We start from the raw sequence: 14,541 nt of genomic DNA on the forward strand, positions 1-14,541 counted from the left end.
CGACCGTTGCGGAGCCGATCGCGATGCCGGGCATCGACGGCCCCTGGGGTCGGGTGCGCCAGTCAGTCAATTGGCATGGCCATGCGGTGATTCACGCATGCTGGCAGCAGTGGTTGCCGGCGGCGCTGGCTGACCCGGAACTGCGCAACCTGTTGGGCGGGAGGGACTGGCAGCGCCTGCGCGGGCTGGCTGACCCGGACGCGCGCTCACGCTTCGCGGCCTCCCGGCTGCTGTTGCGGTACTCGGCCGGGGCGGCGCTCCATGTCCCGGCGGAGCAGGTCGAATTGGCCTACAAGCCGGGCGGCCGGCCCTATCTGCGCGGGTGCGACCAGCTCGATCTGAGCCTCAGTCACACCAAGGACCTGGTCGTGGTCGGGCTCAACCGGCGCGGGCGGATCGGGGTGGACACCGAACTCTCGGGCCGACGGATCCAGTTCGACGCGGTCTCGCGGCAACTGTGCACACCGGCCGAGCGGCGGAGGCTGCGGGTGCTTCCGGTGCCGGAGCAGGAGCGGGAGCTGCTGCGGATCTGGACCCTGAAGGAGGCCTACACCAAGGCGTTGGGACAGGGGATGCGGATGGGCTTCAACCAGTTCGGCTTCGGGCCCGATGGCGGCGGCTCGCTCCAGGCACCGGACGGCAGTCCGGCGGCGGAGGGCGAGTGGTCGTTCGACACCTTCGAACTGCTCGACCGCTACCTGGTGAGCATCGCCTGCCAGGACTCCGGCCTGAGCGGCAGCGGGGACACGTCGGTGAACACCATGCTGGACGAGGGCTTCATGGGCGAGGTCGTCGACCTCCTCAGTCGCTCGGAGCGGGAGGAATCGCCCTCGTCCCTGTGAATCTGGAGCGGAGGACGGCGTCTCCCGTGTGACCCAAGTGACAATATGAGACGTTGCACATCAGTTGGCGAACCGGGGGATTCATGATCCGAATACTAATTGCAGAGGACATGCATCTGTTGCGCAGAGCGTTGGTCTCCCTGCTGGAGTTGGAGGACGACATGGAGGTGGTCGCCGAGCTGTCCTCGGGCGACGAGATCGTGCCGGCGGCGCAGACAGTTCGGCCGGACATCGCGGTACTCGACGTCGACCTGCCCGGCACGGACGGCATCAGTGCCGCCCAGGCCCTGCATGTCGCGGTGCCGGAGTGTCGCACCCTGATCCTCACCAGCCTGGGGAGACCGGGGAACCTGCGGCGCGCCCTGGCGGCACACGCTTCGGGATTCCTGCTCAAGGACTCCGAGCCCGACCAGCTCACCGCCGCCATCCGGGACATCGTTGCCGGGAAGCGGGTCATCGACCCGCAGTTGGCCCTGGCCGCGCTGGACACCGGCTCCTCCCCGCTCACGGAGCGGGAGGTGGAGGTGTTGCGGATGGCCGGGGACGGGGCCGAGCCCGCAGAGATCGCGGAGCGACTGTTCCTGTCGGCGGGCACGGTCCGTAACTACCTGACGACGGTGGTGTCGAAGCTGAACGCGCGGAACCGGGTGGATGCGATCCGGATCGCCCGGGAAGCCGGCTGGCTGTAGCCACCTGGTTGCACCCATCGATCGTTCCGCTCCTGCTTCATGACACGGCGTCGGTGTACTCCGACGCGGGTCGGTAGGTGCGGGCGACGGTGCGGACGTCGGCGAGGGCCCGGCGGGCGGTTCCGAGTACTTCGGCGACCTCCTGTTGGGCCCTTGTGGTGTCGCGGGTGATCAGGTGGTTGGCGAGTTCGCATTTGAGGGAGATGCTGCTGAGGTTGTCGCCGAGCAGGTTGTGCAGGTCGCGGCTGAAGCGGAGGCGTTCGGCGGTGACGGCGAGTTCGGACAGTTCGGCGCGGGACCGGTGGACCTCGGCGATGACGTCCTTGAGCTGGGACAGCCCGAAGAGGACCAGCCCGGTCATGGGAGCGAGCAGGAGCAGGTAGACGATCTGGGTGGGGCTGTTCTCACCGAGGCGGATGCGAATGAACTCGCTGGCGACGCTCAGCACGGCGAACGTGGTCCAGGCGGCGGTGCGCGGGAGGACCATCAGAGCGGCGCCCGCTGCCAGGCCTGCTTCGCCCATCCAGGGGAGGCCGAGGAAGGAGAAGGGGGCGAGGGCGACGGTGATCTGCAGGGCGAGGACCGTGTAGGGGTGGCGCAGCGGGAACCGTCGGCTCGCGTTGGGGAAGGTCTGCCACAGCTGCAGGCCCACCGACAGCGCCACCAGCAGGGAGCCGAGTGCGAGCTGATCCAGCGCCAGTCCCTCGGAGTACATGTAGCTGACGCCCTGGATCAGGTAGCCGGCCAGGATCCCGAGCACCAGCAGGGTCGCGGTGCGCGGGGCGAGGGTGGGGGTGGACCGGGGCGCGGGCGTCGGAGCCGTGGTGGTGACCGGGCTGCGGGTGAGCGGGATTCGGGCGAGGAGTTCGAAGTGGTTGTCGTGGCGGTCGGTGGTGAGGCTGCCGTTGAGTCGGTGGAGTCGGGTGGTGAGGCTGTCGAGTCCGGTTCCGGTGCGGTCGGTGCTGGGGCGTTCGGGGGTTCCGTCGTTGGTGATGCGGAGTTCGATGTGCTCGGTGGTTCGGGTGGTGGTGATGGTGCAGTGTTCGGCCTTGCTGTGGCGGAGCATGTTGGTGAGGGCTTCGCGCAGCACTGTGGCCAGGACGGTGTCGGTGTCGGCGGGCAGCGGGGTGGGGTCGACCTGGATGGTGGCCTCGATGCCGGCGGCTATGAGCATGGTTCGGGCGCTGTGGGCCTCGTCGGCGAGGGAGAGGTCCCGGTAGCCGCGGGCGACGGTGCGGACGTCGGCGAGGGCCTGTCGGGCGGTGCCGAGGATCTCGGTGAGTTCGCCCCGGGCGCGCTCGGTGTTGCGCGGGATGAGCCGGGTGGTCAGCTCGCACTTCACAGCGATGGTGGAGAGGCTGTAGCCGAGGAGGTCGTGCAGGTCGCTGGAGAAGCGCAGGCGCTCGGTGCTGACGGCCAGTCGGGTCAGCTCCGAGCGCGAGTGGTGCACCTCGGCGACCAATGCCACGAACCGGGACAGGACGAAGATCACCAGGGTGTCCAGCAGGAACTCGACGGTTGCGAAGACGATGTCCCAGCGCAGGCCGATCAGCAGGAAGGAGACCTCCTCCGCAGCGAGAACGACGGCGAACACGGGCCAGGCGAGCCTGCGGGGCAGCAGGATGAGGACCGAACCTGCGGCAAGGGGGGTCATGCCCAACATGGCCTCGCCGAAGAGCGGGATGACGGCGAAGGCGAGCACGGCGTGGATCCCGAGGAGCCAGTAGCGGGTACGCGCGGAGAGCTGGACCAGGCTGGGGAACGTGCAGGTGAGCTGGGCCCAGAGCATCGCGGCGAAGCAGAGGCAGGCGATGGCGATGCGCCCGGCGGAGATGTGCTCTGCGAGGACGTAGCCGGCGTCGATGACACAGAAACCGATGACCCAGGTGGCGGCCACCGCGATGGCCATACCGGGCGGGAGATTCTCCCGCATGGAGCGAAATGACTCCGACGCCCCCCGGCCGAAGCTCAGCATTCTCAGCGCTCCCCCAGTTGCAGAATGTCCAGCAATGGGCTCAGTCGTCATGTCGTCGAAGCTGAACGTGCGGAACCGGGTGGATGCGATCCGGATCGCCCGGGAAGCCGGCTGGCTGTAGCCACCTGGTTGCACCCATCGATCGTTCCTCTCCTGCTTCATGACATGGCGTCGGTGTATTCCGACGCGGGTCGGTAGGTGCGGGCGACGGTGCGGACGTCGGCGAGGGCCCGGCGGGCGGTTCCGAGTACTTCGGCGACCTCCTGTTGGGCCCTTGTGGTGTCGCGGGTGATCAGGTGGTTGGCGAGTTCGCATTTGAGGGAGATGCTGCTGAGGTTGTCGCCGAGCAGGTTGTGCAGGTCGCGGCTGAAGCGGAGGCGTTCGGCGGTGACGGCGAGTTCGGACAGTTCGGCGCGGGACCGGTGGACCTCGGCGATGACGTCCTTGAGCTGGGACAGCCCGAAGACGACCAGCCCGGTCATGGGCGGGAGCAGCATCATGTAGACGATCTCGGTGAAGCCGGAGTCTCCCAGACGGATCCGGATGAGTTCGTCGGCGACGCTCAGCACGGCGAAGGCGGCCCAGGCGGCGGCGCGCGGGAGGACCAGGAGCGCGGCGCCTGCCGCCAGGCCCGCTTCGCCCATCCAGTGCAGGCCGAAGAAGGAGAAGGGGACGAGGGCGACGGCGATCTGCAGGGCGAGGACCGCGTAGGGGTGGCGCAGCGGGAACCGTCGGCTCGCGTTGGGGAAGGTCTGCCACAGCTGCAGCCCCACGGCCAGTGCCACCAGCAGGGAGCCGAGCGCGACCCGATCCAGTGTCAGGCCCTCGGTGTACATGTAGCTGACGCCCTGGATCAGGTAGCCGGCCAGGATCCCGAGCACCAGCAGGGTCGCGGTCCGCGGGGCGAGGGTGGGAGCGGCCTGTGGCGCGGGGGCCGGGGCGGTGGAGACGGCCGGAACAGCATTGAGCGGGATTCGGGCGAGGAGTTCGAAGTGGTTGTCGTGGCGGTCGGTGGTGAGGCTGCCGTTGAGTCGGTGGAGTCGGGTGGTGAGGCTGTCGAGTCCGGTTCCGGTGCGGTCGGTGCTGGGGCGTTCGGGGGTTCCGTCGTTGGTGATGCGGAGTTCGATGTGCTCGGTGGTGCGGGTGGTGGTGATGGTGCAGTGTTCGGCCTTGCTGTGGCGGAGCATGTTGGTGAGGGCTTCGCGCAGCACTGTGGCCAGGACGGTGTCGGTGTCGGCGGGCAGCGGGGTGGGGTCGACCTGGATGGTGGCCTCGATGCCGGCGGCTATGAGCATGGTTCGGGCGCTGTGGGCCTCGTCGGCGAGGGAGAGGTCCCGGTAGCCGCGGGCGACGGTGCGGACGTCGGCGAGGGCCTGTCGGGCGGTGCCGAGGATCTCGGTGAGTTCGCCCCGGGCGCGCTCGGTGTTGCGCGGGATGAGCCGGGTGGTCAGCTCGCACTTCACAGCGATGGTGGAGAGGCTGTAGCCGAGGAGGTCGTGCAGGTCGCTGGAGAAGCGCAGGCGCTCGGTGCTGACGGCCAGTCGGGTCAGCTCGGAGCGCGAGTGGTGCACCTCGGCGACCAGCTCCACCAGCCGGGACACAGTGAAGATCACCAACGCGTCCAGCAGGAACTCGACGGAACCGAAGGCGATGTCCCAACGAAGGCCCACCAGGATGATGGCCGTCTCCTCGGCGGCGAAGACGAGGGCGAAGGCGGGCCAGGCGAACCTACGGGGCAGGACGAGGAGGGCGGACCCGGCGACGAAGGGAGTCATCCCCATCATGGCCTCGCCGAAGAGCGGGATGACGGCGAAGGCGAGCACGGCGTGGACCCCGAGCATCCAGTAGCGGGTGCGCTCCGAGAGCGGGATCAGACGGGGGAAGGAGTAGCAGAGTTGGGCCGAGAGCATCGCGGCGAAGCAGAGACAGGCGACGGCGATCCGCCAGGCGGAGACGGGCTCCTCGATGACGTAGCCCGCGTCGATGAGACAGAACCCGACGACCCATCCGGCTGCCATGGCGATGGCCAGACGCGGCGGGAGATTCTCCCTCGCGGAGCGAAGCGACTCCGACGCCCCCCGGCCGAAGTTCGACATTCTCAACGTTCCCCCATTGTTGAATGTTCAGCAATTGGCTACTGACTTGCCTGATTGCAATGTAGCCGAGAGCTTCGGCGTGCCAAGAGGTTATTCGGCGAGCAAGACGAGGTCTGCTGCGACCAGATAGGCGATTGAGGCGTCGAGGGCCGACGCGGGCAGTGGCGCTGCCGGCTCCGCAGGCAGGGCCTCGGGGTGGGGCCGCTGGGTCAGACCGAGTCGGTCCAGGGTCTCCACCTGCTCGATCTCGGCCCGGTGGCAGGACGAAGAGGACTCGATCAGGGCGCGGTGCTTCAGTAGCCGGATGCGCACGGAGGGAGCCAGGTGGGCGCTCCAGGTGGCCGGGAGCGCCTCGGGGGTCAGTGAATTCCCAGATTCCAAGGTGATCACGGAGAGCAGGGTTTCGCTTCCGACCGCGATGGTGCGGATGATGAGGTGCCCCAATTCAGCCAATTCGACCAATAGTTCCTTGGTGCCTACATCCAGGGAGTCGTGCGGGGTGTTGTAGTCGGGGAAGTCGGGCACGATGTTCCGCAACGAGACGCTGCCGAGCAGCATCCGTCGCACCGCCTCCCGCAGCAGAGCGCTGGGGTGTGCGATGCGCAGCTCGGTACCGCTCGCATGCAGCACCAGGGTTTCCACCGGATCGGACTCGCAGGACACACGGACGTCTTCGCGCAAGGACCAGAACTCGGTGAGTTGGGGAGTGGCCAGGTCGCTGATGCGCATGGGAACCGTCCAGGAATGGGCTTCAGAGGAAGAGGGAGATGGGGTTCAGGTCCTGATAGCGCCTCGGTTCGGGTAGCAGGCCGAGTTGTACGGGCACATCGAACAGGCGCCCGGGGGCGAACCTCGGCCAGTGCGGGCGCAGACCGGGGACGATGACCTTGAACACGGGCATCCCCACATCGGGCCGGGTCTGGTCGAGGACCAGCAGTTCCATCCCGCGCTCCCGGACGAGGATCTCCGCTGCGGCGATGTCGGCGCGGAGATCCCCCCGGGGGACGTAGGGGTGGGTCTGCGGAGTGGTGGCAGGTCGGGCCGGATCCGGCTGAAGGTGGATCTGCTCGGCCAGGGTGGCGCTGCGCATCCAGTCGAGTGCGTCGGGGTCGGTGATGCCGTAGCCGGTTCCGTCGACCCGGGCTTCGACCACATTGGGGAGTAGCTGGTTGAGCTCGGTGAGGGCCCGCCGCAGGGCGATCCGGGGATCGAAGTGCGCCCCGAAGCCGAGCATGATGTCCTCGGCCGACTTGTCGGTCCGCCGGGACAGGGCCGCGAACACCGGTATGCCGAAGTCCGAGGTGAGGTCGAGTGCCCACACCTCCCGGTTCAACGAGCGGTGGACGCGCCGCATTTCCGAGTTCCAGTCGTCACCGAAGGCGACCAGGTCGACGGCCGCCGCGCGGGTGCGGTTGTACCACCACAGGGCTGTCGCGTCGCGTTCGACCAGTTCCAGGAAGCCCTGCAGCACGGCGTCCTCGGGGCTGCCGCCGGCCGCGCTGCCGTTGGAGCTGGCGACGCAGAAGACCTCTCCCCTGGTCTGCGGCGCGTTGTAGTAGAGCAGTGCTGTCGGCAGGAGCTTCTGCTGTCCCTCGGTGAGGGACCACACCGGCGTCCAGTCGATCCGGGCCTCCTCGTCGAAGGCGTCGCACGGCGGTTGGACCGAAGTGAGCTGCCGGGGGTCGTGGAGCTGAACGGTGTCCGGGTGGACAGCTCGCTCCGCCAGTTCGCGGTAGCTCCCCCGGATCACTGGTTCGTCGCCCTGGAGGTAGCCGGAGTGGCGCTCCAGCGCCTCGGCCAGAGCCCCGGCCCTGGCCTGCAGAGCCGTTGTGCCCTTGCCGCCGCTGGAGGTTCGCAGGCAGGCGCGCACCGCGTTGAGGCCACCCGGTGCGGCCGCCGGATTGAGCCCGGCGTGGAAGGAGTTGAGGAACTCGGGTCCGCGGGGATCCTGTTGGATCTCCTTCACCAGCCCCGTCACCGGATCGAGCAGGTGCCCGTACCGTGCCAGAAGCTGAGTCGGGGTGAGCACCCGATGGCCGCCACCGGAGGTGTCCTGCTTGATTCGGGAGGAGAGCACCACCGGAGCACCGACCCTGGCGGCGACCAGGGTCCGGTCGCCGCAGTCCGGGCACTGGGGGCGACGCGGCACTGGATGGCTGCCGCTCGCCAGGGTCAGGCTGTCGAAGGTCCAGAGCGACCGCTGGGTCGAACTACGGTAACCAGCGAGCCACTTGGCTGCCTCCAGGGCAGCCAGGTGCAGGCCGGTCTGCAGGGTTGAGGAGGTCGAGCAGGCGGGGCGCGAGGCCGGGCCGGTCCGGGCCAGCGACTGCTGGATGTGCGCCTCGACCTGGCGTCCGCGCCAGAGCCGGTCGGCGAGGCAGGACCAGCACGCCTGCCCCGGGAGGCCGAAGAACGGACCGATCCACTGCTGGGTGCCGGCGCAGCTGACGGGCAGCCAGGGGCGGCCGATGCGCCGGTGCTCGGCGTCGATCTCCCTCAGCGCAGGGTCGAGGTAGTCGTCGCACAGCACCACCGTCAGGTCGGCCGCGTCCGACGGGTGCGCCGGGGGAACGTGCAGACCGGCTCCCATGAGCGCGGTGCGGAGGAAGGCAGGCTCGGTGCGACCCAGGGTCAAGGCGCGCACGGCTGCCTGGGCCCGGGCGGCGACCGCCTCCGAACCGTTGAGCCCGGCGGCCTCCCAGTAGGAGTGCTCGGCTCCCGTCCGGTGGTCCGGTGCCGAGCTCGATCGGGCCGACAGCAGGCCGGCGGCCGAGAGCCGCTCGACGAGGTGCGAAGTCTGCTCGGGGGTGAGCACGTCGGCGGCGGCCCGGCTGAGCCGGTCGATGTTCCTGGTTCCGTCGAGGAGAGGGGCCAACAGGGCTATGTGGTTGCCGTGGAGAGCAGTCACTTGCCGACCGGCCAGCAGGTACACGGCCTCGCCGGGCACCTGCTCGACCTGAAAGTGCGACTTGAATCCCAACAGCGCCATGCTGCTGCGACTATCCGCGAGCAGGTCCGTCATGCGTTCACCGCAACCGGGTTCTGTGTTTCGACGGTGAATTGGCTCCTCCAGCAGGTGCTGGAGGAGATGGACCCGCCACACTCCAGACCATGGTTCAACTCCTCGATTATCAGGTCGTCGAGGGTTCCGGTTGCGGTGATCGTGGCCATGATGGGAATCCATTCGGAATAGGAGTGTGCGGTTCCTGTCATTGCGCCGCGATCATTGCTCCGCTGCGGCACGAGATGAATTCTGCTGTGGCCCCACTGCCCCCACCAGTGGCCCGCTCACCGGTCCCGTGTGAAAATTTCATGCCGCTGACCTGTATGAACACATCCCCTAGTCAGGAGCCCGGCACTGGTTCCCGGGACCCTCGGAATGGGACCTTCGAAAGGCTTTGGAGCCCGGACCGATCCGATCGGAGCATCCGGCAGTCCTGCCACGGAGGAACCTATGGAGATCAAGGTCTTGGGGCCGCTCAGCGCGGAAGCACGTGGAGTGTCCATCGTCCCGTCCGCGGGGAAGCCCCGGCAGATCCTCGCGCTGCTGGCCGTCTATGCCAACCAGGTCATTCCCGTCCCCACCCTGATGGAGGAGATCTGGGGAACCGAGATGCCGCGCAGCGCGGCGACCACCCTGCAGACGTACATCCTGCAGCTGCGCCGCAAGCTGGCGTCGGCGCTCGGCCCCGACTCGCTCCACGGGTCGAAGGACGTGCTGGTGACCCGGCACAGCGGGTACCTGCTGGAGGTGCAGCCGGGCGCGGTGGACGTGCACGAGTACGACCGGATCGTTGCCGACGGCCGTACCGCCGCTGATCGGGGCGACGCGGAGTCGGCCGCCGCCCGCTACCGGGAGGCCCTCGCCCTGTGGCGCGGTCCGGCGCTGGTGGATGTGCGGGTAGGTCCGATGCTGGAGATCGAGCTGGTGCGGTTGGAGGAGAGCCGGCTCGGGGTGCTGGAGCGGCGGATCGAGGCCGATCTCGCTCTCGGTCGGCATGACGAACTCCTCTCCGAGCTCACTTCCCTGGTGGTCCGTCATCCGCTGCACGAAGGGTTGCACGCCCAGTGCATGGTCGCGCTGTACCGGTCGGGGCGGCAGTGGCGGGCGCTGGAGGTCTACCAGGCGCTGCGCGGTCACCTGGTGGAGGAGCTGGGACTGGAGCCGTCCGCCCGGCTGCAGCGGATGCACCAGGCGGTGCTGGCCGGCGACCCGGTGCTGGAGTACAGCGGGTCCCGGCGTCGGCTGTCGCTGCTGGACAGCTTCGCCGCCTGACTCCGTCGACCGTCGGTCCCTCCGTTGCCGAAGCCCCGTTCGCTCGTCGAGCGGGGCTTCGGTCTGTCTCGATCGGGGATCAAGGGCTCGCTCGCACAGTGTGCGTCGAGAACGCGTTCGGCCGGCGGAGCCATCCGCCCCGCGGTCGAACTCCACCTTCATCCCAGGGGGCTCCCTTGCCTGTCATCGACCTCTCCTCACCCGTGGACGCCTCCGGCTGGGAGCCGGATCCCATCGTCCACGAGATCATGACGCCCGCCGAGGGCGCCCGACACATGGCCGACGAGATGCGCACGCACTTCGGTCTGGAGTTCGACCCGGCGGACCTGCCCGGCGGGGAGCTGCTCTCACTGGACACCATCACCCTGACCAGCCACACCGGCACTCATGTCGACGCGCCCTCGCACTACGGCTCGGTCGGCGACTACGGGGTTCCGCGCAACATCGACCAGATGCCGCTGGACTGGTTCCTGCGCCCGGCCGTGGTGCTGGACGTGCGGGACGTCGGGGTCGGCGTCATCGGGCGGGAGCGGATCGAGAAGGAACTCGCCCGGATCGGCTACCAGCCGCAGCCGCTGGACATCGTGATCCTGCACACCGGGGCGTCCCGCTTCGTCGGCACCCCGGACTACTTCACCCAGTTCGCCGGCCTGGACGGCCCCGCCACCGAGTTCCTGCTGGACCTCGGCGTGCGGGTGATCGGCACCGACGCCTGGAGCCTGGACGCGCCCTTCGGCGACATGATCCGCCGCTTCCAGGAGACCGGTGACCGCTCGGTGCTGTGGCCCGCGCACTTCGCCGGGCGCCGTACCGAGTACTGCCAGATCGAACGGCTGGCCAACCTCGACGCGCTGCCGGCTCCGTTCGGCTTCCGGGTGTCCTGCTTCCCGGTGAAGATCGTCGGCGCCGGGGCCGGCTGGACCCGGGCGGTCGCCCTGGTGGACGAGTGAGTACCGCGCGCCCGCCCTTCCTGTTCTGCTTCCACCACGCCGGCGCCGGGGTCTCCTGCTTCGCTCCCTGGCAGGACGTCGTCGGTGACGCCGCCGAGGTCGTCCCGGTGCTGCTGCCGGGCCGTGACATCCGGGTCCGCGAGGCCCGGATCACCGACCCCGAGGAACTCCTGGTCGAACTGGACGCGTTGATAGGCCCGCTGCTGGACCGTCCCTACCTGCTGTACGGGCACAGCCTCGGCGGCCTGGTCGCGTACACCTTCGCCCGGCACCGCGAGCGGATGGGGGACGGCCCGGCACTGCTGGCGGTGGGGGCAGTGCAGCCGCCCCACCGGCGGTCACCGGTTCTGGCCGGGGCCGACCTGCCGGACCTGGAGCTGCTGCGCCTGCTGGTCGAGTTCGAGACGCTGCCGCCGGAGGCGGCGGACGGCGGACGGCTGTGGGAGCAGCGGGTGCTGCCCGCGCTCCGCGACGACCTCCGCCTCGCCGAGGCCCTCTGCCGGACCGAGCGCACCCGGCTCGACGCCCCGCTGCTGGCGCTCGCCGCCAGGGAGGACCCCATCTCGCCGCTGGTCGGCATGGCCGAGTGGGCCGACTACGCGCCGGCCGGATTCGATCTGCGCACCGTCCCCGGCACCCACTTCTTCGTCCGGGGGCAGGCCGCGCCGAAGCTGCTGCGGGAGGCGGCACTGTCGCTGCTCAGCCCCGAGTTGAGCACGCGTTGAGGGGCGGGAGCGAGAGTCGTGACAACAGCCGAGCGAACAGAACTTCTGGATTCGGACAGAGAGGTGATGCGGTCGTGAAGACGAAGCGCACCCGGGCCATGGGGAGCCGACGATGAGCCGGCGCGTGGTCATCACCGGGATCGGCGTGGTGGCCCCCGGTGGAATTGGCACCAAGGACTTCTGGTCACTGCTGACCGACGGGCGCACCGCGACCAGGGCGATCTCCCTGTTCGACGCCTCGACGTTCCGCTCCCGGATCGCGGCCGAGGCGGACTTCGACCCGGTCAGGGAGGGCCTGGAGCCCCAGGAGATCCGGCGGATGGACCGCGCCGCGCAGTTCGCGGTGGTCAGCGCCAGGGAGGCGATGGCCGACAGCGGCCTGGTCGTCGACGAGCTCGACCCGTTCCGGGTCGGGGTCACCATCGGCAGCGCCGTCGGCGCGACGATGAGTCTGGACCGCGAGTACGCCGTCGTCAGCAACGGCGGCGCGGACTGGGAGGTGGACCACCACTACGCGGTGCCGCAGCTGTTCGACTACTTCGTGCCCAGCTCCTTCGCCCGTGAGGTCGCCTGGAAGGTCGGTGCCCAGGGACCGACGGCGGTGGTCTCCACCGGCTGCACCTCCGGTCTGGACTCCATCGGCCACGCGGTGGAGCTGATCCGCGAGGGCAGCGCCGACGTCATGGTCGCCGGGGCCACCGAGGCCCCGATCTCACCGGTGTCCGTCGGCTGCTTCGACGCGATCAAGGCGACGTCTCCGCGCAACGACGACCCCGCCCACGCCTCGCGGCCGTTCGACCGCACCCGCAACGGCTTCGTGCTGGGCGAGGGCTCGGCGGTGTTCGTGCTGGAGGAGCTGGGCCGGGCCCGGGCGCGCGGCGCGTACATCTACGCCGAGATCGCCGGCTTCGCCTCCCGCAGCAACGCCTACAACATGACCGGACTGCGGGCCGACGGCCTGGAGATGGCGGAGGCCATCCGGGTCTCCCTGGACCAGGCCGGGCTGCCCGCCACCGCCGTGGACTACATCAACGCCCACGGATCGGGCACCAAGCAGAACGACCGGCACGAGACCGCCGCGTTCAAGCGCAGCCTCGGCGACCACGCCTACGCCACGCCGGTCAGCTCCATCAAGTCCATGATCGGGCACTCCCTCGGGGCCATCGGCTCCCTGGAGATCGCCGCCTGCGCGCTCGCCATCAAGCACAACGTGGTGCCCCCGACGGCGAACCTGCACGAGCCCGACCCGGAGTGCGACCTGGACTACACCCCGCTGGTCGCGCGTGAGGTGCGGGTCGACACCGCGCTCAGCGTCGGCAGCGGCTTCGGCGGATTCCAGAGTGCCATGGTGCTCACCACACCCGAGCGGAGGTCGGCATGACCAGCGAACTGCTGGAGCGAGAGGCCGTCGAACCGGCGGCCGAGCGGGCGACCGCGGTCTTCACCGGCATCGGCGTCACCGCCCCCAACGGCCTGGGCACGGAGGCCTGGTGGCGGGCCACCCTGGCCGGCGAGAACGGCATCGCGACGATCACCCGCTTCGACCCGGCGAGCTACCCGTCCAGGCTGGCGGGGGAGGTGCCCGGGTTCGTCGCCAGCGAGCACATTCCCAGCCGGCTGCTGCCGCAGACCGACCCGATGACCCGGCTCGCGCTGACCGCGGCCAAGGAGGCGGTCACCGACGCCGGGGTGGACCCGGCCGAGATGCCGGACTTCTCGGCCGGCACCGTGACCGCGGCCTCGGCCGGCGGCTTCGAGTTCGGCCAGCGCGAGCTGGAGGCCCTGTGGAGCAAGGGCGGACAGTACGTCAGCGCCTACCAGTCCTTCGCCTGGTTCTACGCGGTGAACACCGGTCAGATCTCCATCCGGCACGGGCTGCGCGGACCCAGCGGTGTCCTGGTCACCGAGCAGGCCGGCGGCCTGGACGCGGTCGGCCAGGCCCGTCGGCAGATCCGCCGGGGCAGCCGGCTCATCGTCAGCGGCGGGGTGGACGGGGCGATCTGCCCCTGGGGGTGGACCGCGTTGCTGGCCGGCGGCCGGCTCAGCCCGGTCAACGACCCGGCCCGGGCCTACCTGCCCTTCGACACCGCCGCCTCCGGCTACGTGCCCGGCGAGGGCGGCGCGATCCTGGTCCTGGAGGACGAGCAGGCGGCCCGGGAGCGGGGGGCCCGGATCTACGGGGCCCTGTCCGGCTACGCGGCCACCTTCGACCCCGCCCCCGGCGTCGCCGGCCTCCCCGGCCTGCAGCGGGCCGCCGAGCTCGCGCTGGCCGATGCCGGGGTGACCGCCGAGCAGGTCGACGTGGTCTTCGCCGACGCCTCCGGCGTGCCCGGTCTCGACCGGGAGGAGGCCGACGCGATCACCCGGCTCTTCGGCGCCCGCGGGGTTCCGGTGACCGCTCCGAAGACCATGACCGGACGGCTCTCCGCCGGGGGCGCGGCCCTCGACCTGGCGGCGGCCCTGCTGTCGCTCCGCGACGGCGTCATCCCGCCGACCACCAACGTCGGCGACCCCGCCGAGGGAATCGACCTCGACCTGGTCACCGAGGCGCGCAGGCAGCCGGTCCGGACCGCCCTGGTGCTGGCCCGGGGCTACGGGGGCTTCAACGCCGCCGCCGTGGTCACCGCCGGCCACTGAACCACCGATGGAACACCCGCCGGAATTTCTGATCAACACTCAAGAGAGGTACGAATCATGACACTTGCCGAACTCACTGCCCTGCTCCGGGAATGCGCCGGAGAGGCCGAAGGGGTCGACCTCGACGGGGACGTCCTGGACACGCCGCTGGCGGACCTGGAGTACGACTCGCTCGCCGTCCTCCAGACGACGGGCCGCATCGAGCGGGACTACGGGATCCAGCTCTCCGACGACACCGTCGCCGAGGCCCACACCCCGCGGCTGCTGCTGGAGTACATCAACGAGAGTCTCGCGGCGCAGCGCGTCGCCGCCTGATCCAGGGGCACTGTCCCGAGCAACGCTGCTCGAACC

General features: G+C 69.7%; 13 protein-coding genes. 8 read left to right on the plus strand and 5 right to left on the minus strand.

From position 1 onward, the window contains the following. The first annotated feature begins 86 nt into the window (after positions 1-86). Entirely contained in the window at positions 87-842 is a 756-nt protein-coding gene (locus BS75_RS25960; RefSeq protein ID WP_231607897.1) for a 4'-phosphopantetheinyl transferase family protein, read from the plus strand. A gap of 83 nt (positions 843-925) precedes the next feature. Then, positions 926-1,531, plus strand: a complete 606-nt coding sequence (locus BS75_RS25965; RefSeq protein ID WP_034089974.1) for a response regulator transcription factor — start codon at positions 926-928, stop codon at positions 1,529-1,531. A 37-nt stretch (positions 1,532-1,568) separates the two neighbouring features. Here BS75_RS25965 and BS75_RS51570 read toward each other — a convergent pair whose 3' ends face one another. From BS75_RS51570 to BS75_RS48525, 5 genes are all read right to left on the minus strand, one after another. Continuing rightward, a complete protein-coding gene (locus tag BS75_RS51570) occupies positions 1,569-3,464 on the minus strand; it encodes a sensor histidine kinase (RefSeq protein ID WP_152646177.1) in 1,896 nt (631 codons plus the stop codon). Positions 3,465-3,664: 200 nt separating this feature from the next. Next, positions 3,665-5,524: a sensor histidine kinase gene (locus tag BS75_RS51575; protein ID WP_052069701.1), complete on the minus strand. Its 1,860-nt coding sequence runs from the start codon at positions 5,522-5,524 to the stop codon at positions 3,665-3,667. A gap of 168 nt (positions 5,525-5,692) precedes the next feature. Then, a complete protein-coding gene (locus BS75_RS25980) occupies positions 5,693-6,331 on the minus strand; it encodes a hypothetical protein (RefSeq protein WP_034089975.1) in 639 nt (212 codons plus the stop codon). 22 nt (positions 6,332-6,353) lie between these two features. Next, positions 6,354-8,624 carry a TOMM precursor leader peptide-binding protein gene (locus BS75_RS25985; RefSeq protein WP_034089976.1) on the minus strand — a complete coding sequence of 757 codons (2,271 nt, stop codon included), beginning with the start codon at positions 8,622-8,624 and terminating at the stop codon, positions 6,354-6,356. Further along, positions 8,621-8,773 carry a hypothetical protein gene (locus BS75_RS48525; protein WP_156164291.1) on the minus strand — a complete coding sequence of 51 codons (153 nt, stop codon included), beginning with the start codon at positions 8,771-8,773 and terminating at the stop codon, positions 8,621-8,623. The genes BS75_RS25985 and BS75_RS48525 overlap by 4 nt, the downstream gene beginning before the upstream one ends. A gap of 283 nt (positions 8,774-9,056) precedes the next feature. On the opposite strand from BS75_RS48525, the gene BS75_RS25990 reads away from it, so the two are divergent. The 6 genes from BS75_RS25990 to BS75_RS26015 all read left to right on the plus strand — a co-directional run bounded on the left by BS75_RS25990 (position 9,057) and on the right by BS75_RS26015 (position 14,505). Continuing rightward, positions 9,057-9,878 (plus strand): AfsR/SARP family transcriptional regulator, encoded by an 822-nt coding sequence (locus BS75_RS25990; protein ID WP_034089977.1) that lies wholly within the window; start codon positions 9,057-9,059, stop codon positions 9,876-9,878. A 176-nt stretch (positions 9,879-10,054) separates the two neighbouring features. Further along, positions 10,055-10,828, plus strand: a complete 774-nt coding sequence (locus BS75_RS25995; RefSeq protein ID WP_034089978.1) for a cyclase family protein — start codon at positions 10,055-10,057, stop codon at positions 10,826-10,828. Further along, positions 10,825-11,553 carry a thioesterase II family protein gene (locus BS75_RS26000; RefSeq protein ID WP_034089979.1) on the plus strand — a complete coding sequence of 243 codons (729 nt, stop codon included), beginning with the start codon at positions 10,825-10,827 and terminating at the stop codon, positions 11,551-11,553. Before BS75_RS25995 ends, BS75_RS26000 begins: the two co-directional genes overlap by 4 nt. Positions 11,554-11,665: 112 nt before the next feature. Further along, positions 11,666-12,934, plus strand: a complete 1,269-nt coding sequence (locus tag BS75_RS26005) for a beta-ketoacyl-[acyl-carrier-protein] synthase family protein (RefSeq protein WP_034089980.1) — start codon at positions 11,666-11,668, stop codon at positions 12,932-12,934. Further along, positions 12,931-14,190, plus strand: coding sequence for a ketosynthase chain-length factor (locus BS75_RS26010; protein WP_042439897.1), 1,260 nt, complete (start codon positions 12,931-12,933; stop codon positions 14,188-14,190). The genes BS75_RS26005 and BS75_RS26010 overlap by 4 nt, the downstream gene beginning before the upstream one ends. 57 nt (positions 14,191-14,247) lie before the next feature. Next, complete coding sequence (locus BS75_RS26015) at positions 14,248-14,505, plus strand: acyl carrier protein (RefSeq protein ID WP_034089981.1); 258 nt, start codon at positions 14,248-14,250, stop codon at positions 14,503-14,505. Positions 14,506-14,541: the final 36 nt, after the last annotated feature.

Source organism: Streptacidiphilus albus JL83 (assembly GCF_000744705.1).
GTDB classification, from domain to species: Bacteria; Actinomycetota; Actinomycetes; order Streptomycetales; family Streptomycetaceae; genus Streptacidiphilus; species Streptacidiphilus albus.

What these genes read in the sequence shown, in the direction of transcription:
- BS75_RS25965 (WP_034089974.1), top strand. Translation starts at nt 926, where the DNA reads ATGATCCGAATACTAATTGCAGAGGACATGCATCTGTTGCGCAGAGCG.
- BS75_RS51570 (WP_152646177.1), bottom strand. Translation starts at nt 3,464, where the DNA reads ATGCGGGAGAATCTCCCGCCCGGTATGGCCATCGCGGTGGCCGCCACC.
- BS75_RS51575 (WP_052069701.1), bottom strand. Translation starts at nt 5,524, where the DNA reads ATGGCAGCCGGATGGGTCGTCGGGTTCTGTCTCATCGACGCGGGCTAC.
- BS75_RS25980 (WP_034089975.1), bottom strand. Translation starts at nt 6,331, where the DNA reads ATGCGCATCAGCGACCTGGCCACTCCCCAACTCACCGAGTTCTGGTCC.
- BS75_RS25985 (WP_034089976.1), bottom strand. Translation starts at nt 8,624, where the DNA reads ATGACGGACCTGCTCGCGGATAGTCGCAGCAGCATGGCGCTGTTGGGA.
- BS75_RS48525 (WP_156164291.1), bottom strand. Translation starts at nt 8,773, where the DNA reads ATGGCCACGATCACCGCAACCGGAACCCTCGACGACCTGATAATCGAG.
- BS75_RS25990 (WP_034089977.1), top strand. Translation starts at nt 9,057, where the DNA reads ATGGAGATCAAGGTCTTGGGGCCGCTCAGCGCGGAAGCACGTGGAGTG.
- BS75_RS26005 (WP_034089980.1), top strand. Translation starts at nt 11,666, where the DNA reads ATGAGCCGGCGCGTGGTCATCACCGGGATCGGCGTGGTGGCCCCCGGT.
- BS75_RS26010 (WP_042439897.1), top strand. Translation starts at nt 12,931, where the DNA reads ATGACCAGCGAACTGCTGGAGCGAGAGGCCGTCGAACCGGCGGCCGAG.
- BS75_RS26015 (WP_034089981.1), top strand. Translation starts at nt 14,248, where the DNA reads ATGACACTTGCCGAACTCACTGCCCTGCTCCGGGAATGCGCCGGAGAG.